This is a genomic window from Pseudoalteromonas sp. CO109Y, from assembly GCF_004208935.1.
Taxonomy (GTDB): Bacteria; Pseudomonadota; Gammaproteobacteria; order Enterobacterales; family Alteromonadaceae; genus Pseudoalteromonas; species Pseudoalteromonas shioyasakiensis.
Window position 1 is genome coordinate 1 of record NZ_SGPD01000006.1, and the last position, 23,405, is coordinate 23,405.

The following is a 23,405-nucleotide window of genomic DNA, read 5'->3' on the forward strand; positions in this document are numbered from 1 at the left end:
GCTTACAGCTTACAGCTTACAGCTTACAGCTTACAGCTTACAGCTTACAGCTTACAGCTTACAGCTTACAGCTTACAGCTTACCGCTAGTTTTAGATCTGACCTTGAATCGTCGCGACAATGCGTCTAGCACCACCATGGTCTCGGTGTTCACCTAAATAAATACCTTGCCATGTGCCTAGCATTAAGCGGCCTTGATTAATTGGTATGGTGAGTTCAGCACCTAATGTACTGCTTTTTATATGGGCTGGCATATCGTCATCACCTTCATAATCATGACGATAATAACTTTGTCGTTCTGGTACAAAGTGATTGAAGTGACTTTCCATATCCATTCGCACAGTCGGATCTGCATTTTCGTTAATGGTTAAGCTTGCAGAAGTGTGTTGAATGAATAGGTGTAACAAACCGACTTTGTACTGTGTTATCTCGGGGAGTTGACGAAGTATTTCGTCATCAATGATGTGAAAGCCTCGTGAGCGAGGCTTCAATTGAATGGTTTTTTGCTGCCAGCTCATAGTTTATCAAAGCTAACTTCAATATTGGCGTTACCATCAGCAGACGTGAATGGAATTAACACTTTAGCGCCTTCACATTTATGTGCAATTGTATGTCCCTTACCAGACACTACAACTGGCGTTGCCATATCAAACTCATAGCCTTTTTCGCCAAGTAGGTTTTTAGCGCCACCTGTTACCATGTTAGTAATTTCACCTACCATGTCGGTTACTTCTTCGTTCACCGTATCAGGGCGTTCACCTAGCATTCTTTCCATAATGGTCAGTGCTAGATTTTCATCAAAGGTGATTGAAAGTGAACCTTTAGTTTGTGGGCCAACCATACCAATCAAACCTGATACATCGCCACGGGCTAGTTCGTCTTTCTTTAAACTAGGTTTACCCGGCTTTAATTCTGTTTGAGCCATAGTGCTCAATACATTTAATAATGATGATAAAAAAGGGTTGATGAACTCCACATTCATTATTTATTTTCCCTTAGGTTTCGAAATGCCGTTAATCATACTTTAAGTGTAGTGGTTGTTTCAAACACCGCACTTATTCTTTGCATTTTTCGCATTTACCGTGCGCTTCAATTGTTTGTCCTGAGACAATAAATCCACTTTCTGCCGCTAAGTTATTAAGTTCATGAGAAATTACTGTTGAATGCAATTCTTTTACATAACCACAGCTGTCACAAATTAATAACTGTACAGGGTGAATGTGATCAAAATGATGGCACAACATAAATGAGTTGGTGCTTTCAATTTTATGAATAAAGCCAAGTTCCGATAAAAAATCGAGCGCTCGATAAATAGTGGCCGGTTTTGCGCCTGACTCAGTTAATTTGAGTTGTTCTAATAAGTCATAAGCACCCACACCACCTTGCGCACTAGCTAATAGGCGGAATACTTTTTCACGGATAGGTGTGAAACGTGCACCACGATTATCGCATACTTGTTTTGCTTTACTGACGAGTGATTCTATATTCATCTTCTCTTATCCTTACGCTACCGTGATATACTAACATACTGTATTGTAGTTGCAGTGTTTTTATTCGCTAACACGTTTTCAGGGAGTTTTCTTAATGAGTGAATTGCTAGCTGCATTCATTTTCTTTTTTGCCGTCATTGATCCTATCGGAACCGTGCCTGTTTTTATTGCTGTTACACGCTGGGATGACGCCAAATTTAAGCGCAAAGTTGCATTAAAAGCGGTTGGTGTTTCGGCATTAGTGCTATTATTTTTTGTTGTTGCGGGCGAGTTACTTTTAAACGCGATCAATATTCCACTTTCGGCATTTCAGATTGCCGGAGGTATCGTATTATTACTTTTTGCTCTGTCGATGATCTTCGGTGAAAGTAAACCAGAAACAGAAATCAAAAGTGTTCGAGATAGCACAGAAACCGCTATTTTCCCTTTGGCGATTCCTTCTATTGCCAGCCCTGGTGCCATGCTTGGTGCAGTACTGATGACTCGAAATACCGAATACACTTGGTATGAGCAGCTTATAACCTCATCAATTATGCTTTCTGTGTTAATAATCGTACTGGTTTTATTACTACTTGCCACGCATGTTCATAAGTTAATTGGTGATAGTGGCGCGAGCATTATCAGTCGAGTGATGGGCTTAATTTTATCGTCAGTGGCGGTTACCAATATCTTAGGGGGTATCGCTCACTACTTCGGTTTGAGTGTTGTCGGCTAGTTTTAATTTAAAGTGCATTTTCAGTGATTTAAACTTTGAATAATTGCCTTCTTTTATCTAACTTTAAAGAAGGCAATATAAAATTTAAGGAACAAAGAATGCTAATCAAAAATGTCGTCTTATCTGTTTTTCTGATTTTTAGTTTAGGTGCTTGCATGGAGCCGACCTATGATAGTGGTAAGCTAAAAGTCATTGAAGTAACAGATCATGATTTTAAAATTAATGGTGAAAGCGCAGTAACCGTAATTGTTGGTCATGCCAATGTGGCGGAATACAGCTTTTCACTTCGTAAAAGTGATTTAAAGAAAGGCACGCTCCTGCAGTCTGTGTCTGACAGTAATCCAAATGTACGTGCAGATGGTACCTTCTTTAGTGAATATTATGTGCAATCAAAAGATCATGATACGCGTGCATCAATTGAAATTGTCGAAATGGACCCCGTTGAGAAAGTAGCGCGAATTGCAGTGGGTGCTAAGTTAGTTAACCTGAAAAACGAGGACTACAAAGAGCTTGAAATTACGATTTTGGAGCTTACGGGCCAAAACCTTGAACATCTCCTAAGTAAAGTAAAAATGTAGACTTAGCATTTTACCTTATTCATCAAAGAAGTGAGATTGCAGTACACTTCTTCGCCTCTTTTCATTATCAGATCTTTGATTAAGCCATGCCGCGAGCCAGCTTCGGTGGTATAATGGTCGCAATTTTTCATTTCGGTGCATACCTAAAGGGTATGTGTCATCGCTATATTAAGCGTTAATCGTATTAGGTAATTTAAGTTGCAAGTAAATGCATTGATCTTTAAAGGGGCCATGTTATGAGCACAACGACATTAAACCGCCGTTTTTCCGTGGCACCCATGTTAGATTGGACTGATCGTCACTGTCGAACCTTTCACCGCAAAATGACTAATCATGCTGTGCTATATACAGAGATGGTGACAACCGGCGCTATTTTATTTGGTAAAGGCGATTACTTACACTTTAATGAGCATGAAGGGCCAGTGGCACTGCAACTTGGTGGCTCAGATCCTGAAGCGTTGGCTAAGTGTGCAAAGTTAGCGGCGGAGCGCGGCTATCATGAAGTAAATTTAAATGTCGGCTGTCCGTCTGATCGTGTACAAAATGGTCGTTTTGGTGCTTGTTTAATGGCTGAGCCTAAACTGGTTGCTGACTGCGTTGCTGCAATGAAGGCCGAGGTGACTATTCCTGTTACTGTTAAAACTCGCATTGGTATTGATGAGCAAGACTCGTATGAGTTTTTATGTGCTTTAATTGAAGCAAGTCATGATGTTGGCTGTGATGACTTTATTATTCATGCGCGTAAAGCGTGGTTAAATGGCTTAAGCCCAAAAGAGAATCGTGAGATCCCACCTCTTGATTACCCGCGGGTTTACCAGTTGAAAAAAGATTATCCGCAACTTCACTTAAGCTTAAATGGTGGCGTGAAAACAATTGCTGATAGCGTAGCTCACCTTGAGTATGTTGATGGCATTATGATTGGTCGTGAGGCGTATAGTAATCCGTTTATTTTGTCTGAGGTTGACGAAAACATTTATGGTGATGAAGCCTTTACGCTAAGTCGTCATCAGGTTGTACGCTCGATGTACGACTATATTGAAGACGAAATGAGTAAAGGCGCTAACTTTTGGCATATTGCTCGCCATATGTTGGGAATTTTTCAAGGCCAACCTGGTGCGCGTGGTTTTAGACGCCACCTTTCAGAAAAAGGCCATGGTAAAGCGGCCGATTTATCTGTTATGGATAAAGCCTTAAGTTTTGTCCCAGAAGCCTAATCTAATATCCTATTAAAAAAGCCACATTTTGTGGCTTTTTTTGATCCTAAAATTTAGTGAAAAAGTTAATTTTTTAGTCAAATTAGTTATTTTTCATTCAGTCACTAGTCAGCCTAAATCTAAATTTAATTGACTCAACTTATTGTATATAAATGATAATTTTAATTTATTCGTTAGTTGGCACAAGAATTGGAATCTCCTAGCTGTATTAACCCAATAATCAACAGGAGAGTCACATGGGTGTATTAAATCGCGTTAATGACATTATTCAGGCAAACCTTTCTGCAGCATTAGACAAAGCTGAAGATCCTGAAAAGTTACTTAATCTACTCGTGCAAGAAATGCAGGATGCACTGACTGAATGCCGTGCAACTGCTGCGACATTCTTAACGCAAGAAAAGCAAATGAAGCGTGAAATTGCTGCAAAAGAAGCGAAAGTTGCTGATTGGCAAGCGAAAGCAGAAAAAGCGTTGAGTAAAGATCGTGATGATCTTGCCAAAGCAGCATTAGTTGAAAAGCAGCGTTTAACGACAGAAATCGAAGCGCAACAAGCTGAAATGGATAAAGTGGCAGAGTCACTCGCTAAATTGACAGAAGATTGTCAGCGTTTACAAAACAAGCTTGCAGATGCAAAGGCCAAACAGCTGACTTACATGCAAAAAGAACGCGTTGTTACAGCACGCTTAAAAGTAAAAGAGCAGCTCCATAGCAGTAAAGTTGAAGATGCATTAGCGCGTTTTGACTACTTAGAGCAGCGCGTTGAAAACATTGAGTCGCAAGTTGAGGCGTATGAACTGACACAAAGTGATGCTGCAAATTCAACAGCAGCACAATTCGCTGCCCTTGAGAAAGATGAAGCAATCGATAAAGAGCTTGCTGACTTGAAAGCAACGATGAAGCAGTCGGCTTAGGAGGTTAATAATGAATACTTATCACACATCGACACGTTGGTACCGTGATCTGAGTAATAAAAAGATCTCGGGTGTATGTAGCGGACTCGCTGCGCGCTTGGGCTTCCCTGTATGGTCAACACGTCTGGTCATGATCATATTACTTATTCAAATGCCGCTGTTAATAGGCGTGGGTTATTTAGTGGCTCATTGCACTTTACCAGTGAAAGGTTACTAGGAGTAGGACATGAAAACGTTAGCTATCATCATTTTGGCAATGTTATTACTATGCACTGATGCGGTTTCATTTGTATCGTTTGACTCATGGCAATTACCTTTATCAATTGCTGATATGAGTTGGGCTGGGCTTGAGGTCATCGGTGCAATAGTGGCAGTCATTGCCGTCGTTGCAGGTGTTGCGCTATTCACTATTGGGCTGCTAGGCGCAGGTGTTGTTGCTTTGATTGGTGTTGTGCTTGCGTTTTTATTTGGCTCAGTAATGATTGCATGGCCACTTTTACTAATCGCAGCATTATGCTGGTTGATTGCCGATAACAAAAAATCGCCAGCTTAAGGTACTAATAAACTGCCTTAATACATAAAATATGCTAAATTTAGCGGGTAAGTTAATGTCTTAACAAGGATTAAAACATAATGAAACTGTGGCCCGCACTCTCTTTTCTTACCGCAAGTTTATTCTTTAGTACTTTTTTATCTGCCCATAGTGGCCATGATCATAGCGATGTTGCCGAAGTAACCGTAAGCAATGCGCAGGTACGTGAATTTTTACCAGCCAGTAAAGCCAGCGTGGCTTATTTAACTATTACTAACCCAAGTGAGCATGCAACGGTATTAACTAAAGCTGAGCTTGATGGTTTAGGACGTGTTGAAATTCATCAGCATACTCATGTTGATGGCATGATGAAAATGGAACAGGTTTTATCATTAAAGATTGATGGTCACAGCAGTGTTGAGTTTAAACCGGGTGGTTATCACTTAATGGTGTTTGAACCTGAAGATCAACTAAAAGCAGGGCAAGAACGAAAACTCACGCTATATTTTAATGATGGCAATCGAGTTTTTACTCAAGCCAAGGTTGTGTCTTTACAAGAAATGTCTGAGCAGGCATCAAAAAAAAGTAAAGAGCACTCACATCACTAGGAGGTATTATGTCTGAGCATAAAGGAAAAATAGCCAGTGCATTACTTATTATACTAATTATTTTTTACGCGATTGCTGTTTACTGGAGTAGTGAACCAGCTCGTATGGATGTTGTTAGCAAGGCAAAACAGGAAGCGCAAATGCGCGGTGAAAAGTTTGTCACCGGCTACACAACAACAACTACATTGATCAATGTGGCAAGTACATTATTAAATAAACCTGGCGGCTATTTATCTAACGATATGATGCCACCGAGTGTGATGATGGATAACATGCCGGCGTGGGAATATGGCGCGCTTGAGATGACCCGAGATTTAGTGTTGTCGATGCGTAAAGACTTCAGTCGTTCACAGTCTCAATCAACTGAGCACGAAGCTCTTAAAAAAGCACAGCCGCAATTTAATATAAGCTCGGTAGCATGGGCATGGCCTAGCGCAGAAACTGAATATCAAAAGGGTATTGATTTACTTATTGTATACCGTACCCAAATTGCGGATCAGAACGATCGAGATAGCCAGTTTTATGCCCGTGCCGATAACTTACGTGGCTGGTTAAAAGAAGCTGAAAAGCGCTTAGGTAGTTTAAGTCAGCGTCTAAGCGCAAGTGTTGGCCAAGATCGTTTGAACACTGATTTAGCTGGCGATACTGCGGCTCATCAAGCAACATACACCCCTTTGCAAAGCCAAGTAAAAACATCTTGGTGGCAAATTGATGATGTATTTTATGAATCGCGTGGTGCAACGTGGGCATTACTGCACTTTTTACAAGCGGTTGAATATGATTTTGCTGATGTCTTAGAAAAGAAAAATGCTCGTGTTAGTCTGCAACAAATTATTCGTGAATTAGAGGCCACGCAAGAAACTGTGTGGAGCCCAATGATCTTAAATGGCAGTGGTTTTGGTTTTGTTGCTAACCACTCACTGGTCATGGCGAATTATATTTCTCGAGCCAATGCGGCTCTAATTGAACTTAGCGAACTTTTAGCGCAAGGATAAAATGATGAAAAAGTACTGTTTAGCAGCTGCCCTTTCAATGGCCTGTTTAGCTCCAACAGCGCAAGCTGATACATTATTAGGTTTATACCTAGGTGTTGATGGCTGGCAATCAGATAACAGCGGTAGTTTTGCTCAAGACGGAAATCTACAAAGCTTTAAATTTGATGATGAAACGTTTACGAGCTACTACGCAGCACTTGAGCACCCAGTGCCGTTAGTACCAAACATTAAACTAAAATACACTGAACTTGAGTTAAATGGTGATACAACACTTGATGAAACATTTAGTTTTGGTGGTTCTGATTACGTTGTAGGCACACAAGTAGGCACAGTAAGTGATTTATCACATGTTGACTACATCCTATATTACGAAATCTTTGATAATGATTTGGTTTCAATTGATTTAGGTGTAAACGCTAAACAATTTGACGGTGAAATTACGGTAACGGGTACTTCGCAAGAGGGTGGCCCAAGTACAACTGAGCGCGTTGATTTTTCTGGTTTCGTACCTTTAGTGTATGGTCGTGCTGAAGTTGGCTTGCCGTTAACAGGTTTAAGCGTATTCTTTGAAGGTAGCTTACTGGCTATCGACGATAGCAAAATTCAAGACTACCAAGCGGGTGTTGCATACGCGTTACTTGATAACTTAGCAATTGATATGGACATTAAAGCGGGTTACCGCTCAATGACTTTAGAGCTTGATGATATTGATGATATCTACACAGATTTAGATGCATCAGGCCCATTTGCGGGTATTCAAATCCACTTCTAATCGAGTCTTTCGATTTATATTTAGCTGGCAGTTTTATTTTAAAGCTTGCCAGCTAACTTCAAATTCATCTTCTAATGATGTTGAAAGTATCTGCTTATAAGCCTTATTTATTGGCGATGCGATTAGCTTTCTTAACTCGTCACCTGTTTGTGTAAATTTATAATAACTGAGTACTAAGTCATTACTTTTTGCTTTTAAAACCAAGCGTTGATTCATAAAGCTCAGCACCAGTTCTTGGCCAGCTTTTAAAACAGCTGATTCGATTTCTTTTCGATACAGCAAGTTAATATCCATCAGGGTAAGAATGTCAGGAAAGCTAACAGGGGTTTTCCCTAAATTAAATGACACCTTGTTACCTTTTCTAAGTAAATCAAACAGCGAAGGCTTCTTGTAAAAGCCAAGTAAAATTAAGTGGCTGTTATCTTTTTCATTGAAGCCACACAGTGATGTACAGCGCTGAAGGGCATCTGCTTCGCGCTGAGTCATATGTTTAAGTGTTTGTAAGCTTTTAATCGAAAAGGTGCCCGGTGACACGGTCTCACCTGCGAGTATTTTTGCCCATAGCTTTTGCATTGAAGAATTAGCTGTGTCTTCACATAAACTAATAAAGCGCTCTATCCAATCAAAATCTGGTTGTTGTTGGCCCGTGACATCGGGGCAAAACGCCATAGCCATCGCCATAATGGTTTCGATATTTTCTTGGCGCTTAATGAATTGAATTTCTTGGCGAGTTTGGGCGCGCTCTAAAAGGCTTGCTTGCGCTTTAATTTGATAAGCTAACTGCTGTTGACCTTGTGGTGAATAGCTGTCATCACCAGCATGGTTGATCCTAGCCGATGATGCCTTATGAATAGGGTAGCCAAGCTGGCTTTCTATGATATTAGCAAGATTAACTCTCGCCTGAGCTGCTTTCACTGTCATCGGTCACACTGTCCTTGCCTGTTGTTGCTAACTGCGCATGAGTTTTGATGTTATTGAGCGCCAGTTTTACTGTGTTATTGAGAATATACTGGCTTAGTAAAGCAAGGTAGCCACCAATAATAGGGGTGTTGACCTCACCTTTTAATGAACACTCAATGTTAACGTTATCGCCTTCAGGTAAATAGCGAATTGTGCCTTGGGCAATGTGTTCTTTATTAAATAAGATATTAAATGAAAGCTGGCTGTTGTCGAGTTGGGTGATGGTCATTTCACCTTCGCCAAAGCGACTTTGCCAAAATTGATGCGCACCTACTCCTTGGCTAGGTTCTGCAATGGTAAATTCGATACTCGGGTCGACAGCCTGCCATGGTTGCCATTTGGGCCACTGATTAAAGTCGCCAACAAGGCTCGCAACCTCAGCACTGCTCGCATTCACTTTAATTGATTTGTGAACGGTATATTGCGGTGAAAGCATGAGCCCAATCACAAGTGAGATCAGAATGCTGATAAAAATCGCTTTTAGGGTAAAAATGAGTATTTTAATAATCTCACCTCAGGCAATTGTTTTATAACTTTCATAACATTATACGTAACATAGACTATAATCTGTTTGATACTATATAAGCTATCACTAATGTATCATAGTTAAATAAGTGATAGAATTTTGAGCGTCGCTGTAAAATGGAGTGGCACCATAGTTACAGTATTACGGGGATCACTCTAAGGAATTATTAATGGCATCAGAGAGTAACGACTTTTTGTTTAGTGACCAAGATGACGAACAGTTAGCGGATGAAACTGTCTCTGATTTTTGGGACGTATTAATTGTCGATGATGATCCAGAAATACATTCAGTTACTAAGCTTGCTCTTTCAGGCGTTGAGTTTTGGGATAAAGGGCTGCGATTCCACCATGCCTACTCAGGTGCAGAAGCGCTCGAATTACTTAAAAATGACCATTCGATTTCGGTAATTCTCCTTGATGTGGTTATGGAGTCAGATGATGCTGGCTTGCAAGTTGTAAAGCAGGTTAGAGAGTGCCTCAATAATCACAATGTGCGCATTATTTTACGTACCGGACAACCAGGCTATGCACCTGAAGAAAAAGTGATCCGCGAATACGATATCAACGACTACAAAACAAAAACAGAACTAACACGTAGTAAGCTTATCACCGCTCTTGTAACGGCTATTCGCTCTTATGAGCAAGTATGTCAGCTCGAATTTCAAAGCCGCGCGTTAAATAATATTTTGTATGCATCTAAGGCTATTCTTGGCTTTACTGATATCAAAGCTTTTTCGATGGCAGTGATTAAGCAGCTCTCAATTATTTTAGATTGCGAACCGCAAGGTTTATTGTGTGGTTCTATCGAAGATGATAACCAGGTTTATGTTTTAGGTGGTTGTGCTGAATATAATGAGTTTATTGGCCAGGGTATTGAGCAGCTTGATGATGGCCGTATTATCATGCAAGTTAACAACTGCCTAGCCCAAGGTGAGCATCAGCACACCGATGTAGACAGTACGTACTTATTAAAAAGCAAAAACCGCCAAGCAGCTATTTACTTAGAAACCGAGCACACGCCAAGTCCTTCGCAACTACAATTTGCAGAGATATTTTTAACTAATGTCAGTGTTGGTCTTGATAATGTTAGGTTGTTCAACCGTTTACGTGATGCAGCTTATAAAGATGTTTTAACTGGCTTATCGAATCGTAACGATTTCATGAATAAAGTGGAGCGTTACTACCAGCCGGGTAAAAGTGATTATGTCTTTTTATTAATTGATGTTGCGCAATTCTCAGATATTAACAATGGCTTAGGCCAAGAGATTGGTAATTTATTACTAAATGCCATTGTTGATAGACTGCATCAAGAATACCCAAATGCTGAGCTGCTCTCGCGCATCGGTGCAGATGTATTTGGCTTACTGTTACCAGTTGCTGAATGTGACGTTGAGCTACTACGCGAGCACTTAAGTTTGCCGTTCAGTGCAGGTGAACACATTTTACCAATCAACTTTAAAATTGGTTTATGTTATCAAGGTGACTTCCTGCAAGCAGGGATCGAGACCTTAAAGCTGGGCTACATTGCACTTAACCAGGCTAAAAAACAATCTTCTGAAATGGTGGTGACGTATACCCCAGACATGGAAGAGAAAATGGCTTGGCGTTTAGGGATCATCAGACAGCTTCGTCAAGATTTTGAGCAGCGTAAATTAGAGGTTTGGTTTCAGCCACAACTTGATTTAAACACCCTTGAAATCATTGGCTGTGAAGCGCTACTGCGTTGGCCGTCAGGTAATGGTCAGTATATTTCGCCAGCGATTTTCGTTCCAATGGCTGAAGATGCCGGTTTAATTGTTGAAATAGGGCAATGGGTGCTAGAGCAAGCATGTATGCAGCAAAAGCGCCTCGAAGCAATGGGCTTTGCAATTAGCATTGCTGTAAATGTTTCAGTGCCGCAATTTAAAGTTAAAGGCTATGCGCAGCAGGTTAAAGACACGCTTATTAAATATGATGTAAAACCGCAGTTTATTGAACTCGAAGTGACTGAAAGCGTGGTTATGGATGAGCTAGCTAATGTGATCACCACACTAAAAGAACTTAAAGAGTTTGGTATCGAGATTGCGATCGACGACTTCGGTACAGGGTTTTCATCGTTAAGTTACTTGCAAAAACTGCCGCTAGACAGACTCAAAATTGATCGCGACTTTATTAAAGACTTACCAGGTCAAGATTGTCAGGCGATTGCTGCGTTAATTATTTCTCTTGGTGCAAGGTTAGGCTTAAAAACCATAGCAGAAGGGGTTGAGACACAAGCGCAAGCGGATTATTTAGCCCAGCTTGGCTGTGATGAAGTGCAAGGCTTTATGTACGCTAAGCCTATGCCTGAAAAAGAGTTAATTACCTACTTGCAAGCTAAGCAGTAACCAGTTCCAGTAATTACATAAAAATTAAACAGCGCCCTTCCATGTGAAGGGCGTTTTGTTTTCTATAATAATCTATAAGACTGAGGTATAATTCGCCCCTTTTGTTAGCAGAGTACACTTTATGAGCGCATTAAAAGCCGAGCGAGGCCTGTTTTCTTACCCTAAGTATTGGGCTGAATGCTATGGCACGGCGCCATTTTTACCAACCACTCGTGCAGAAATGGACGCGTTAGGCTGGGATAGCTGTGACGTGATCATTGTAAGTGGTGATGCGTATGTAGATCACCCAAGTTTCGGTATGGCTGTGATAGGGCGTATGCTTGAGTCACAGGGTTTTCGTGTGGGTATAATTGCACAACCTGATTGGAACTCAAAAGATGCCTTTATGGCGTTAGGTAAGCCTAACTTATTCTTTGGTGTTACAGCGGGTAATATGGACTCGATGATCAACCGTTATACTGCTGAAAAGCGTATGCGTCATGATGATGCTTATACGCCGGGTAACATAGGCGGTAAACGTCCTGACCGTGCGGTAGTTGTATACAGCCAACGCTGTCGCGAAGCTTATAAAGATGTGCCGCTGATCATTGGTGGTATTGAGGCGAGTTTACGCCGTATTGCTCATTATGATTATTGGCAAGAAAAAGTACGCCGTAGCGTATTGTTTGATGCCAAAGCTGACATTCTAATTTACGGTAATGCTGAGCGCCCACTTGTTGAAGTTGCCCACCGTATTGCTGCGGGTGAGTCGGTTGAGACAATTCAAGATATTCGTGGTACTGCGGTTATTCGTAAAGAACCATTACCGGGTTGGCGTGGTAGTGACTCAACTGCAATTGATAAAATCGGTAAGATTGATCCAATTCCAAACCCGTATGGCGCAGATGATGTGGGTTGTAGTAAATCTGAATTTAAAAAAGCAGGTATTGATTTAAGTGCCGAGGCGGCTAAGCCAATCACTATCCAGCCAGCTCGTCCTAAGCCTTGGGAAAAGACCTACGTTAAGCTACCAGCATATGAGCAAGTAAGCGTGAATAAACCGCTTTATGCCCATGCCTCGCGTATTTTGCACCAAGAAACAAACCCAGGTTGTGCACGTGCGTTATTTCAACGTCATGGCGATCGTTCTATTTGGGTTAACCCGCCTGCATTTCCTCTTGAAACTGAAGAAATGGATGGCGTATTTGGTTTGCCTTATCAGCGTATTCCGCACCCAAGCTACGGCGATGAAAAAATCCCAGCCTATGAAATGATTAAAACCTCGGTGAACATCATGCGTGGTTGCTTTGGTGGTTGTTCTTTCTGTTCGATTACAGAGCACGAAGGACGTATTATTCAAAGTCGTTCTGAGCAGTCAATTATTGATGAAATTGAGCAAATTCGTGACAGAGTGCCAGGATTTACAGGTGTTATCTCTGACTTAGGCGGACCGACAGCGAATATGTATAAGTTACGCTGTAAGAGCAAAAAGGCAGAGAGCACGTGTCGTCGTTTATCATGTGTTTATCCTGATATCTGTAAGCATATGGACACGGATCACACCCCAACCATTGAGCTTTATAAAAAAGCCCGTGATGTAAAAGGTGTCAAGAAAATCTTGATTGCGTCTGGCGTTCGTTATGACTTAGCCGTTGAAGATCCGCGCTATGTAAAAGAGTTGGTTACCCATCACGTAGGCGGGTACTTAAAAATTGCCCCTGAGCATACTGAAGATGGTCCATTGTCTAAGATGATGAAGCCGGGCATGGGTGCTTACGATAAGTTTAAAGAGTTATTTGATAAATACTCAAAAGAAGCGGGTAAAAAGCAGTATTTGATCCCGTATTTTATTTCTGCTCACCCAGGAACGAAAGACGAAGACATGGTGAACATGGCGTTGTGGTTAAAGTCTAATGACTTTAAGCTTGATCAAGTACAAAACTTTTATCCATCACCGATGGCCAATGCAACCACAATTTATCACACTGAGATGAACTCGCTGCGCAATATTAAGAACAATACTGAGCAAGTGCCTGTTCCAAAAGGCGCACGCCAACGTCGCTTGCACAAAGCGATTTTGCGATACCACGATCCGGCTGGTTGGCCGATGATCCGTGAAGCACTAAGAAAAATGGGCAAAGCGAATTTAATAGGTAAAGGACCGAACTGTTTGGTACCTGAAGAAGGTCGTAACGAGAAAGCTGCTAGAGGAAAGGGCGGTAAAGGCCGTGCGGCACTGACTCGTCACACCGGTTTTAGCCAGTTTAAAAAGGCCAATACCAAACCTCGAGTAGGTAAAAATAAGCAGCGCGCAAAGTAAAAGAGATAAATACGGCCCTTAAAGGGCCGTTTTTATTTATACCAATTCGCTTAACTAAGTATTATTGCGAATTGGTATTAGATCAATAACCAAGTTGCGGTGCCTAAAAAGGCAAAGATACCAACAATATCAGTGACGGTTGTCAGCACCACACTGCCGGCTAGGGCTGGGTCTATTTTCATTTTCTTAAGAATTAATGGAATGCTCGCACCCGCAATACCAGCGGCAACAAGATTCATAAACATTGCAAAGGCCAGTACTGCGCCGAGCTTAAAGTCCCACTGCCATAGGGCAACCACACCAGCAATTAATATCGACCAAATAATGCCATTCAGTGCGCCAATCGCTAACTCCTTAAGTAATAAGAAGCGTTGGTTGGTTTGGTTGATATGACCAACCGCTATACCACGAATAACCAGGGTTAAGGTCTGGCTACCCGCAACACCTCCCATTGAAGGTACGATACCATTGAGTACCGCTAAAATGGGTAAAATTGCTAAGGTGTTTTCGAAAAAGCTTGCCACAATTGCTGCTAACAATGCGGTTAATAAGTTAACCCCAAGCCAAATAGAGCGACGCTGCGAACTTTTCAGTACTGGCGCAAAGGTATCTTCTTCGTCGTCAAGACCTGCGAGGCTTAGCATGCTGTGCTCTGCATCTTCACGGATTACGTCAACGATATCATCGATGGTAATACGACCAAGCAAGTGAGCGTTATCATCCACGACAGGGGCTGAAATCCAATTGTGACGCTCGAACAGTTGCGCCACATCACTTTCATCCATAGAGATTAGGATTGACTCACAGTCTTCATCCATTAAATCACGAACAATTTTATCTGATGGGCTGGTCAGCAATGTTGTTAATGAAAGCGCACCTAAGAAGCAGTTATGCTTATCAACTACATATAAGTCATCGGTACCTTCTGGTAGCTCACCTCGTAAGCGTAAATAGCGCAGTACAACATCGAGGGTAACGTCAGGGCGAATGGTAACCGTATCGCTGTTCATCAAGGCACCGGCTGAGCGCTCTTGATAAGAAAGTGCTTGAGTAGCTCTCTCTCTATCTTGCGAGTCCATGGCGCTGACAACGTCTTGATATACGGTATCAGGAAGACTACGTAAAACCTCACCTAAGTCATCGTCGTCCATATCTTCAGTGGCAGCAGCAATGTGCTCAGGCTCCATCTGGGCAATAATGCCAAGACGTACATCTTCAGAGAGTTCTTCTAGAACATCACCACGGACATCTGGATCAACCAGCTGCCAAAGCATACGACGAATTTTATGGGGAGAAGATTCAAGTAAAAGGGCTGTATCACAAGGTGCCGTTTTGGCTAACATACCGCGCACTTGAACAAATTGACCACTATTGAGTGACTTGGTCACTTGTTTGAGTTGTTGTAGTGGGTAATCTTGTTCAAAGGCTTCTGGCATTGGCGTCCTTACAACTGAAAAAAGTTTAAATAGGCTAAGCAAATACAGCATAGTTGCTTTGTAGTGTATTTGCAGAGATATCGTCGCACTGCGATAAATTTATTAAGAGTTTTGTAATTTAGAAAAGCGAGCGATATAAAAGTAGGATATTTAAAGGGAATTTTAAATATCCGAATTAAGTTTACCGTAAACCTTGAAGTCTTAGCAAATGCTATTCTTGCTCGTGGAAGCGTTGTGCAATTAATTCGCCGATTGCCGTTAATGCTGCATCAGCGTCAGGACCTTCGCATACAACGCGAACTTCTTTACCCTGACTACTTTCAAGTAGCATTAATGCTAACACGCTGTCGCCTTCAGCTTCTTTATCATCTTGATAAAGCGTAATTTTGGCATCAAATTGCAATGCTAATTGCGCTAAAACAGTAGCAGCACGAGCATGTAAGCCAAGTTTGTTTTGAATTAAAAAGGTATCTTCAGCGTGCATTGTTGGTGCCTAATTAAATGTCTTGTTCGCGGTGGCGAATTTTTACATTAGCATGGCTTTTGGCAAAGCTCTCACCAATTGTTTGCGCTAAGTAAACAGAGCGATGTTGGCCACCGGTACAGCCAATAGCAATAGTCAGGTAACTGCGGTTATTGCGCTCTAAGTGCGGTAACCAAGTTTGCACAAAGGTTTGTATTTGCCACGTAAATTTTTGCACTATGTTGTGGCTAGCTAGGTAATCTTTGACTGGTTGGTCAAGGCCTGTTAGTGGCTTTAAATCAGGTTCCCAGTGTGGGTTAGGTAAAAAGCGTGCGTCAAAAACGTAGTCCGCTTCTTTTGGAATACCATGCTTAAAGCCAAACGACATAAAGGTAATAATTAGCTTTTTATCTTTTTTACCTAAAATCTTTTCGCGAATTGATTCTGCTAACTGATGAACACTCAGATCCGTGGTATCAATCATAAAGTCAGCGCGAGTGATCAACACATCAAGCAGGATTTTTTCTTGTTTAATGGCCAGATCAAGCGGCAAAGAATCAATAGATAGTGGATGCAAGCGGCGTGTTTCTGAAAAGCGCTTGATCAGAGTTTGGTCATCACTGTCTAAATAGAATAGTGTTGGGTTTGCGAAACCTGGCAGGTACTCAAGAATATCATTAAATTCTTGCTGCTCTTTCGGTAAGTTACGTACGTCGATACTGACCGCTATTTTATCGTAGTTATCAGACACACTACGTACGAGCGAAGGCAGTAAATTAACCGGAATATTATCAACGCAATAATAGCCTAAGTCTTCAAGTACTCGTAAAGCGACCGATTTACCTGAGCCTGAGCGACCGCTGATAATTATTAATTCCATTTATGCCTCTGCTGATATGACCTGAAACAGTTGCTGATCGGTAGTAGCACTACGCAGCTGTTTACAAAACTCTTTATCTTTAAGTCTATCAGCAATTGTTGATAAGGTCTTTAGGTGAAGCTGACAGTCACCATCTGGTACGATGAGTGCCACAAAAATATCAACTGGACGATTATCAATTGCATCAAAATTAATAGGGGATTCACTCACTATCACAAATGCATGAGGCTCATCTGCGCCGCTCATTCGGCCATGTGGAATAGCAATACCTCGGCCAATGCCGGTGCTGCCTAGTTTTTCTCGGTTGAGTAAAGCATCTAGGATATCTTGTTGCGATAAATGAGGAAGCTGCTGGTGGGCCAGTTCGCTGATATATTCAAGAATTCTTTTTTTGCTATTAAAAAGGACCGCAGCTTTGCTGCAGTCCTGGTTAGTAAGTGAACTTAGTTTCATAATTTAATGTCGAGCTAATTTCTCTTTGTGTTTAATGACTTGGCGATCAAGTTTATCGATCAGTGAGTCAATGGCTGCGTACATATCTTGATGTTCTGTTGAAGCGAATAATTCGCCTCCGTTTACATGTAAAGTTGCTTCTGCTTTTTGGCTTAATTTTTCTACATCTAGAATGACATGAACATTATTAATATGGTCAAAATGCCTTTCTAGTTTTGCAAACTTGGTGTTTACATAGTCTCTTAATGAATCTGTGATTTCTACATGACGACCAGTTAAATTTAGTTGCATAAGCATTTTTCCTTCTATGTAAAACGTCTAAATCAGACTCTTACGCTGATTAGACGGAGGTATTGCTAGAGACTCACGATATTTTGCAATTGTACGTCTAGCTACTTTAATTCCTTGCTCAGCCAATATATCTGCAATTTTGCTATCACTCAATGGTTTAGCTGAGTTTTCTGCAGCGACTAACTTCTTGATTAAAGCGCGTATTGCTGTAGAAGAACACTCACCACCATTTTCGGTGCTGACATGGCTTGAGAAGAAATATTTCAACTCAAAAATACCCCGTGGGGTATGCATATATTTTTGCGTTGTTACCCGTGAAATCGTCGATTCATGCATTTCGACCATTTCAGCAACATCATTTAGCACCATCGGCTTCATTGCCTCAGGGCCATGCTCAAAGAAAGCTTGTTGTTGTTGAACGATACAGTTGGTCACTTTTAATAGCGTATCGTTACGGCTTTCTAAGCTCTTAATAAACCACTTTGCTTCTTGTAAGTGAGAGCGAATAAATTGGCTGTCGCTACTTGATTTAACAGAGCGAGACATCGCCGCATATTGGCTGTTCACTCTAATCTTTGGCATACAATCTGGGTTTAACTCGACTACCCAGCGGCCTTTCACTTTTTTCACTGATACATCAGGTATAACGTACTCAGATTCTTCGCGTACTATGCTATCCGCAGGCTTAGGATTTAAGCTGTGAATAAGCGTCATCACTTCTTTAAGCTCATTTTCTTTAAGCTTAGTCTTTTTCATCAAAGTTCGATAGTCGCGACTCGCTAATAATTCGATATGCTCAGATAAAACCATTTTAGTTTCAGCTAAATATGGCGTATCGGCATCGAATTGGCGTAGCTGAATGCACAGGCATTCTTGTAAACTGCGCGCGCCAATACCCACAGGATCAAATAACTGAATTCTTTTTAAGACCGCTTCGACTTCATCAAGTTCGATTTCTTCTTCATCGTTATTTTGATTAAAGCTTTCGACGATATCTTCACAGCTTACCGTTAAAATACCTGAGTCATCGATAGCTTCTACAATTGCCACAGCAATCGCTTCATCAGTAGGGCTAAATGGCGTGAGTTGCAATTGCCACATCAGGTATTCGTGAAGGGTTTCGGTTGATGCTCCCTGATAGATAGATTCATCTTCAGGCATTGGCCCTGACGATGTTGAAGGGGCGGCACTCATGTACTCATCCCAGGTAACATCCATTGCTAAGTCATCGCTTACGGTGTCTTTATTGAGAGCATCACTACTTTCTTGCTCGTACTCGCTAGGTGCTTCTTCGGCAGACGCGCTGACTTGTACATCGTCAGATTCAGCTTTTTGCTCATTCTTGCCGGTGCTTTCTTCGTTGTAATCCGCTTCTTCCACTTCAAGTAGAGGATTACTATCAAGCGCTTCTTGAATTTCTTGCTGGAGATCCAATGTACTGAGCTGCAACAAACGAATAGCTTGTTGCAGTTGTGGAGTCATTGTAAGTTGCTGGCCCATGCGCAGCTGTAATGATTGCCTCATGTATCCCTAACAATCCTTTTTAAGTTATCGATACCTGTATAAACACAGTTATCGATTTATTGTCATTGTTATAAGTCTAGCAGATGCTCTAGTCGCTGGCGTAATGGTTACAGCCTGAATTGCTCGCCTAGATATACATCGCGTACAGTTTGGTCTGCTAATACGTGCTCAGGTGTGCCTGATGCAATTAGCTCCCCATGAGAAACAATGTAGGCTTTTTCACAAACATCAAGGGTTTCTCGAACATTATGGTCAGTAATTAGTACACCGATACCACGATTTTTTAGGTGCTCAATAATTTTCTTTATATCTAACACTGAAATTGGATCAACACCAGCAAAAGGCTCATCTAAAAGGATAAATTTAGGATTAGCGGCTAATGCGCGAGCAATTTCTACACGGCGTCGCTCACCACCTGACAGCGCCATACCTTGGCTGTCACGAATGTGTTGAATACTAAACTCATCAAGTAAGCTATTGAGTGTTTCTTCGCGGGTGGTTTTATTTAGATCTTTACGAGTTTCTAAAATGGCCATCAAGTTTTGGTAAACCGTCAACTTTCGAAAAATTGACGATTCTTGTGGCAGATAGCCAATACCTAAACGCGCACGGCTATGCATTGGTAAAAGGGTGATATCGTTATCATCAATACTGATTTTACCTTTGTCGCTAGGTACTAGGCCTACAATCATATAGAAGGTCGTTGTTTTACCTGCGCCATTTGGACCAAGCAAGCCAACAATACTGCCAGCTTCAACTTCAAGACCGACATTTTTAACCACTTGGCGGCCTTTGTAGCTTTTAGCTAAAAGCTCTGCTTTTAATGTGCTCATGGTTGGCCTTTATTATCTTTTTTATTTTCAACAGGCACTAAAATAGTGTGTACACGATCTGTTGAATTTTCGTCTTTTTCAGCACTGATCAGCTGCTGTGCCATATCATAGGTAATGCTTTTTGCTGTTACTTTTTGACCTGCTTGAGTAACTTCAGCTTCACCATTTAAGGTTAAGAAGCGTTTTGCAACATCATAACGTACTTCTTCTGCGCTAGCGCTCATTACGGTGCCATCAGCTTGCTTTTCTTCGAAGTAAGCAGGCTTACCTGTGGCAATAATCAACTCTACTGTACCTTCGGTGTCACCGCCGTGTGCTTCAAGGCGTTCAGCGGTAATACGACGATTACCATGCACGATCTCTACGTTACCTTCAAATATGCCAACGCCATCTTTTAGTTTACCTACTTGGCGATCTGAGCTAATGCTAATTTGAGCGCCAGTTTGCTCGGCAGCTGCGCCCGAAAAGGCAATCAATAAGCTTGGGATCAGGAGTAATTTCTTCAGTTTATTGGTCATAGTATATGGTTCGTGTATGGTTAGTTAACTCAACAATTTCGGTTTTTAAATCGGCTTTTAAGCCTTTACCGGTAATCTTTAAATTCGGTCCTGTTAGTGTCACAGGTTGCTTAGAAAACATGGTCATTTTATCAATGTCGACATTAATGTTTTCTGCTTTTATATCTTCGATCATGCCGTTATGGGTTAAGTTTTTAGCAACTACATCCCCTTCAAAAATCAGCTGATCGTTTTCGTACAATGTGGCTTCTTTGGCTTTTACTTGCCAAACCTGCTGGTCGCCATAAATAGTAAAAATAGGTTGCTCAAAAAAGGTAAACCCTAATTGTTGATACAACTCCATTTTAGCAGCAGCCACTTTATGACTAATTTTGCCTTGCTCGTCATACGCTGTTTGCTTTAACGCCACTGCGGTGTAATCAGGTGTTGCGATGATCTCGTCTTCACTAGTTATTGTGTCTGTTGATTGGTTAAAGTACGGGTACCATAACCACACCATGCAACAAACAAAAACAATACTCAGTAAAATACGGGCTATATTCATGCGCTGGTTCCATCGCTAGTTAACGGCTTACCGTTTTCTAACATGAGTAAATCAGTTAATTCACGCACAGCTCCAAAGCCACCTGGTAATAATGTGGTGTAATGAGCCAGCTTTTTAATCAGTGGGTGTGCGTCGTTTACAGCAACAGCAAACCCTACTTTTTCCATTACTGGTAAGTCTGGACCATCATCACCAATATAGGCAATTTGTTCATCGGTCAGCCCCAGTTTATCTTTTAACTCTTGATAAGCAATCAGCTTATCTTCTTGTCCCTGATAAATGTGCTGAACTGTTAGGCTAGTCATTCGCTGCTGAACTATTTGTGAATGGCGGCCAGTAATCACTGCCACTTCAAAGCCACTATTAATGAGCGCTTTAATACCAAAGCCATCTTTAGTATTAAATGCTTTAAGCTCTTCGCCATCATTACCTATATAAATTCGGCCATCAGAAAAAACGCCATCTATATCACAGATTAGCAATTTTACTTTTTGTGCGCGCTGACTCACATCAGGGCTAAGAGGCTGGTATAGCTCGGCGAATGTCATTGCTTAAAGAACTCCTGCTTTTAATAGGTCTTGCATATTAAGGGCACCAATTGGCGTATTACTTTGATCTACCACAATTAAACCATTGATACGTTTACGTTCCATAATATTTAAAGCTTCAGCTGCAAGCATATCAGGGCGAGCAGTTGTACATGAACGGGTCATTACTTGGCTAATTGCCGTATTATGGATATCGATGCGCTGCTCTAAAATACGGCGTAAGTCACCATCAGTGAATAATCCGGCTAACTTTTCATCTGCACCAATCACCGCGGTCATACCAAGGCCCTTGGCTGACATTTCGATTAGTGCGTCTTTAATGCTTTGGGTTTCGCTAACGATTGGCGTGGCGTCGCCTGCGTGCATCACATCATCTAATGTAAGCAATAAACGTTTACCTAAGCTGCCACCCGGGTGCGAAAGCGCAAAATCATCGGCTGTGAAACCACGGGTTTCAAGTAACGCAACCGCCATTGCATCACCCATCACCAAGGTTGCTGTGGTACTTGCAGTTGGGGCAAGGCCTAACGGGCATGCCTCTTGGCTTACTTTAATGCACACATGTACATCAGACAGTTTTGCCATGGTTGAGTCTGGGTTGCCAGTGAGTGAAATCATCTTTGCGCCAATACGCTTAATAACGGGGATAATACTAAGTACTTCGCTGGTCTCACCTGAGTTCGAAATACACATTACCACATCATCACGGGTGATCATGCCTAAATCACCATGGCTTGCTTCGCCAGGGTGAACAAAAAATGCCGGTGTGCCAGTACTTGCAAGGGTCGCCGCAATTTTATTACCAACGTGGCCAGACTTGCCCATACCAATCACAATAATACGACCTGTACATTGGAACATTAATTGGCAAGCGTTATCGAAATCTTGATTTATATATTGCTCAATTTCTTGTAAAGCTTGTGCTTCAATTTCGAGTACGCGCTTACCCTGCGCGATAAAGCTAGGTTGTGTCATTAATTATCCTACTTGGCTGAAAATATAGCCCTGATATGCAATAAATGCGACTAACAAGAAGCCACCTTCTACTCTATTGATACGACGAGCACCTTTAAAGTTCAATGACATGGCAATCAATACAACGGTTGCTGCAATCATGATAAGTGCATCGCGGTTTGCCGCAGAAGGGTCAATAACTGATGGGTTGATAATACCCGCAAGTGGTAATACGGCGAGTAAATTGAAAATGTTTGAGCCAACGATATTCCCAAGCGCTAAATCGTCTTCGTTTTTTAATACCCCTGCAATACAGGCTGCCAGCTCTGGTAAGCTGGTACCAATAGCAATAATGGTTAAGCCTATTACAAGGTCTGATAGACCAAAATATTTCGCAATATCAACGGCTGATTCAACTAAAAAGTGTGAACTAATGGGTAATAAAATCATGCCGATGACTAACCAAAATACGGCTGATTTAGTGCTTACATCGTTCGGAACGTCTTCACATGCTTCGCTGACAAATGGGTCATCTTGGTTTTTAGCACGCAGAGACACAATAACTAAGCCACCAATAAACACGGCAAAAGCAATCATCAAGGCAATGCCTTCAGCGAACGAAAAATAGTTATCTGAGAACACATACCAAGCAGCTACAGAGATTAACAGGACCAGCGGCATTTCACGTTTAAGTGTCATTGAAGATACTGAAAGAGGGCGTAGTAAAGCTGTGACACCAAGTACAAGTAAGATGTTAGTAATGTTAGAGCCGACCGCATTACCTACCGCAGTATCTGTTTTATCAGCAAGTGCTGCCGATGCAGATACCATCATTTCAGGGGCTGATGAGCCCATAGCAACAACGGTTAAACCAATGATTAGGGTGGGTATCCCCATATTTTTTGCGAGTGCAGCCGCCCCATAAACAAACCGATCGGCACTCCAAACGAGTGCAGCAAAACCAATAATTAAAATGACAAAAGAAGTCACCATTGTG

At 41.6% G+C, this 23,405-nt stretch carries 28 protein-coding genes; 11 read left to right on the forward strand and 17 right to left on the reverse strand.

What is annotated here, in order from left to right; genetic code table 11:
• Positions 1 to 91 precede the first annotated feature (91 nt).
• The 3 genes from EXT43_RS00925 to EXT43_RS00935 all read right to left on the reverse strand — a co-directional run bounded on the left by EXT43_RS00925 (position 92) and on the right by EXT43_RS00935 (position 1,489).
• Complete coding sequence (locus tag EXT43_RS00925; protein WP_130166180.1) at positions 92 to 517, reverse strand: secondary thiamine-phosphate synthase enzyme YjbQ; 426 nt, start codon at positions 515 to 517, stop codon at positions 92 to 94.
• Entirely contained in the window at positions 514 to 981 is a 468-nt protein-coding gene (locus EXT43_RS00930) for a chemotaxis protein CheX (RefSeq protein ID WP_054554140.1), read from the reverse strand. Before EXT43_RS00930 ends, EXT43_RS00925 begins: the two co-directional genes overlap by 4 nt.
• Before the next feature lie 73 nt (positions 982 to 1,054).
• Complete coding sequence (locus EXT43_RS00935; protein ID WP_054554141.1) at positions 1,055 to 1,489, reverse strand: transcriptional repressor; 435 nt, start codon at positions 1,487 to 1,489, stop codon at positions 1,055 to 1,057.
• Positions 1,490 to 1,583: 94 nt separating this feature from the next.
• Between EXT43_RS00935 and EXT43_RS00940 the strand changes: the two genes are divergently transcribed.
• From EXT43_RS00940 to EXT43_RS00980, 9 genes are all read left to right on the forward strand, one after another.
• Entirely contained in the window at positions 1,584 to 2,204 is a 621-nt protein-coding gene (locus tag EXT43_RS00940; RefSeq protein ID WP_062566539.1) for a MarC family protein, read from the forward strand.
• A 155-nt stretch (positions 2,205 to 2,359) separates the two neighbouring features.
• Positions 2,360 to 2,782, forward strand: coding sequence for a hypothetical protein (locus tag EXT43_RS00945; RefSeq protein ID WP_130166181.1), 423 nt, complete (start codon positions 2,360 to 2,362; stop codon positions 2,780 to 2,782).
• 236 nt (positions 2,783 to 3,018) lie between these two features.
• Positions 3,019 to 3,996 carry a tRNA dihydrouridine(20/20a) synthase DusA gene (gene dusA / locus EXT43_RS00950; protein ID WP_130166182.1) on the forward strand — a complete coding sequence of 326 codons (978 nt, stop codon included), beginning with the start codon at positions 3,019 to 3,021 and terminating at the stop codon, positions 3,994 to 3,996.
• Between the two features lie 236 nt (positions 3,997 to 4,232).
• Positions 4,233 to 4,907, forward strand: a complete 675-nt coding sequence (locus EXT43_RS00955) for a PspA/IM30 family protein (protein WP_130166183.1) — start codon at positions 4,233 to 4,235, stop codon at positions 4,905 to 4,907.
• 10 nt (positions 4,908 to 4,917) lie between these two features.
• A complete protein-coding gene (locus EXT43_RS00960; RefSeq protein ID WP_054554145.1) occupies positions 4,918 to 5,124 on the forward strand; it encodes a PspC domain-containing protein in 207 nt (68 codons plus the stop codon).
• A 9-nt stretch (positions 5,125 to 5,133) separates the two neighbouring features.
• Positions 5,134 to 5,460, forward strand: a complete 327-nt coding sequence (locus EXT43_RS00965; protein WP_054554146.1) for a hypothetical protein — start codon at positions 5,134 to 5,136, stop codon at positions 5,458 to 5,460.
• A gap of 80 nt (positions 5,461 to 5,540) precedes the next feature.
• Positions 5,541 to 6,047 carry a copper chaperone PCu(A)C gene (locus tag EXT43_RS00970; protein WP_130166184.1) on the forward strand — a complete coding sequence of 169 codons (507 nt, stop codon included), beginning with the start codon at positions 5,541 to 5,543 and terminating at the stop codon, positions 6,045 to 6,047.
• A gap of 8 nt (positions 6,048 to 6,055) precedes the next feature.
• Positions 6,056 to 7,042, forward strand: coding sequence for a DUF2333 family protein (locus tag EXT43_RS00975; RefSeq protein ID WP_062566536.1), 987 nt, complete (start codon positions 6,056 to 6,058; stop codon positions 7,040 to 7,042).
• 4 nt (positions 7,043 to 7,046) lie between these two features.
• Positions 7,047 to 7,814: a TIGR04219 family outer membrane beta-barrel protein gene (locus tag EXT43_RS00980; protein WP_062566535.1), complete on the forward strand. Its 768-nt coding sequence runs from the start codon at positions 7,047 to 7,049 to the stop codon at positions 7,812 to 7,814.
• 33 nt (positions 7,815 to 7,847) lie between these two features.
• Here EXT43_RS00980 and EXT43_RS00985 read toward each other — a convergent pair whose 3' ends face one another.
• A complete protein-coding gene (locus EXT43_RS00985; protein WP_130166185.1) occupies positions 7,848 to 8,735 on the reverse strand; it encodes a TIGR03899 family protein in 888 nt (295 codons plus the stop codon).
• Positions 8,704 to 9,210 carry an SRPBCC family protein gene (locus EXT43_RS00990; RefSeq protein ID WP_240701457.1) on the reverse strand — a complete coding sequence of 169 codons (507 nt, stop codon included), beginning with the start codon at positions 9,208 to 9,210 and terminating at the stop codon, positions 8,704 to 8,706. The genes EXT43_RS00985 and EXT43_RS00990 overlap by 32 nt, the downstream gene beginning before the upstream one ends.
• Before the next feature lie 259 nt (positions 9,211 to 9,469).
• Here EXT43_RS00990 and EXT43_RS00995 point away from each other — a divergent pair, with 259 nt between their 5' ends.
• Entirely contained in the window at positions 9,470 to 11,665 is a 2,196-nt protein-coding gene (locus EXT43_RS00995; protein WP_130166187.1) for an EAL domain-containing protein, read from the forward strand.
• Positions 11,666 to 11,786: 121 nt separating this feature from the next.
• The gene (locus EXT43_RS01000; RefSeq protein ID WP_054561110.1) at positions 11,787 to 13,964 is read left to right on the forward strand and encodes a YgiQ family radical SAM protein; all 2,178 of its coding nucleotides are present in this window, start codon (positions 11,787 to 11,789) and stop codon (positions 13,962 to 13,964) included.
• A gap of 77 nt (positions 13,965 to 14,041) precedes the next feature.
• Here the strand turns inward: EXT43_RS01000 and mgtE are convergent, their stop codons facing one another.
• The 12 genes from mgtE to EXT43_RS01060 all read right to left on the reverse strand — a co-directional run bounded on the left by mgtE (position 14,042) and on the right by EXT43_RS01060 (position 23,401).
• Positions 14,042 to 15,400: a magnesium transporter gene (gene mgtE, locus EXT43_RS01005; RefSeq protein WP_054561109.1), complete on the reverse strand. Its 1,359-nt coding sequence runs from the start codon at positions 15,398 to 15,400 to the stop codon at positions 14,042 to 14,044.
• Between the two features lie 211 nt (positions 15,401 to 15,611).
• The gene (locus EXT43_RS01010) at positions 15,612 to 15,884 is read right to left on the reverse strand and encodes an HPr family phosphocarrier protein (protein WP_054561108.1); all 273 of its coding nucleotides are present in this window, start codon (positions 15,882 to 15,884) and stop codon (positions 15,612 to 15,614) included.
• Between the two features lie 13 nt (positions 15,885 to 15,897).
• Positions 15,898 to 16,743, reverse strand: a complete 846-nt coding sequence (rapZ, locus tag EXT43_RS01015) for an RNase adapter RapZ (protein WP_130166188.1) — start codon at positions 16,741 to 16,743, stop codon at positions 15,898 to 15,900.
• Complete coding sequence (gene ptsN / locus EXT43_RS01020; protein ID WP_054561106.1) at positions 16,744 to 17,196, reverse strand: PTS IIA-like nitrogen regulatory protein PtsN; 453 nt, start codon at positions 17,194 to 17,196, stop codon at positions 16,744 to 16,746. It lies immediately after the preceding gene.
• 3 nt (positions 17,197 to 17,199) lie between these two features.
• Entirely contained in the window at positions 17,200 to 17,487 is a 288-nt protein-coding gene (gene hpf / locus EXT43_RS01025; protein WP_036971325.1) for a ribosome hibernation promoting factor, read from the reverse strand.
• 27 nt (positions 17,488 to 17,514) lie between these two features.
• Positions 17,515 to 19,011: an RNA polymerase factor sigma-54 gene (locus EXT43_RS01030; protein ID WP_054561104.1), complete on the reverse strand. Its 1,497-nt coding sequence runs from the start codon at positions 19,009 to 19,011 to the stop codon at positions 17,515 to 17,517.
• A gap of 107 nt (positions 19,012 to 19,118) precedes the next feature.
• Positions 19,119 to 19,844 carry an LPS export ABC transporter ATP-binding protein gene (gene lptB / locus EXT43_RS01035; protein ID WP_062566533.1) on the reverse strand — a complete coding sequence of 242 codons (726 nt, stop codon included), beginning with the start codon at positions 19,842 to 19,844 and terminating at the stop codon, positions 19,119 to 19,121.
• Positions 19,841 to 20,362 carry a lipopolysaccharide transport periplasmic protein LptA gene (gene lptA, locus EXT43_RS01040; protein ID WP_062566532.1) on the reverse strand — a complete coding sequence of 174 codons (522 nt, stop codon included), beginning with the start codon at positions 20,360 to 20,362 and terminating at the stop codon, positions 19,841 to 19,843. Before lptA ends, lptB begins: the two co-directional genes overlap by 4 nt.
• Positions 20,352 to 20,906 carry an LPS export ABC transporter periplasmic protein LptC gene (lptC, locus tag EXT43_RS01045; RefSeq protein WP_062566531.1) on the reverse strand — a complete coding sequence of 185 codons (555 nt, stop codon included), beginning with the start codon at positions 20,904 to 20,906 and terminating at the stop codon, positions 20,352 to 20,354. The genes lptA and lptC overlap by 11 nt, the downstream gene beginning before the upstream one ends.
• Entirely contained in the window at positions 20,903 to 21,454 is a 552-nt protein-coding gene (gene kdsC / locus EXT43_RS01050; protein ID WP_062566530.1) for a 3-deoxy-manno-octulosonate-8-phosphatase KdsC, read from the reverse strand. The genes lptC and kdsC overlap by 4 nt, the downstream gene beginning before the upstream one ends.
• A 3-nt stretch (positions 21,455 to 21,457) precedes the next feature.
• Positions 21,458 to 22,429, reverse strand: coding sequence for a KpsF/GutQ family sugar-phosphate isomerase (locus EXT43_RS01055; RefSeq protein WP_062566529.1), 972 nt, complete (start codon positions 22,427 to 22,429; stop codon positions 21,458 to 21,460).
• Between the two features lie 3 nt (positions 22,430 to 22,432).
• A complete protein-coding gene (locus tag EXT43_RS01060; protein WP_062566528.1) occupies positions 22,433 to 23,401 on the reverse strand; it encodes a calcium/sodium antiporter in 969 nt (322 codons plus the stop codon).
• Positions 23,402 to 23,405 lie beyond the last annotated feature (4 nt).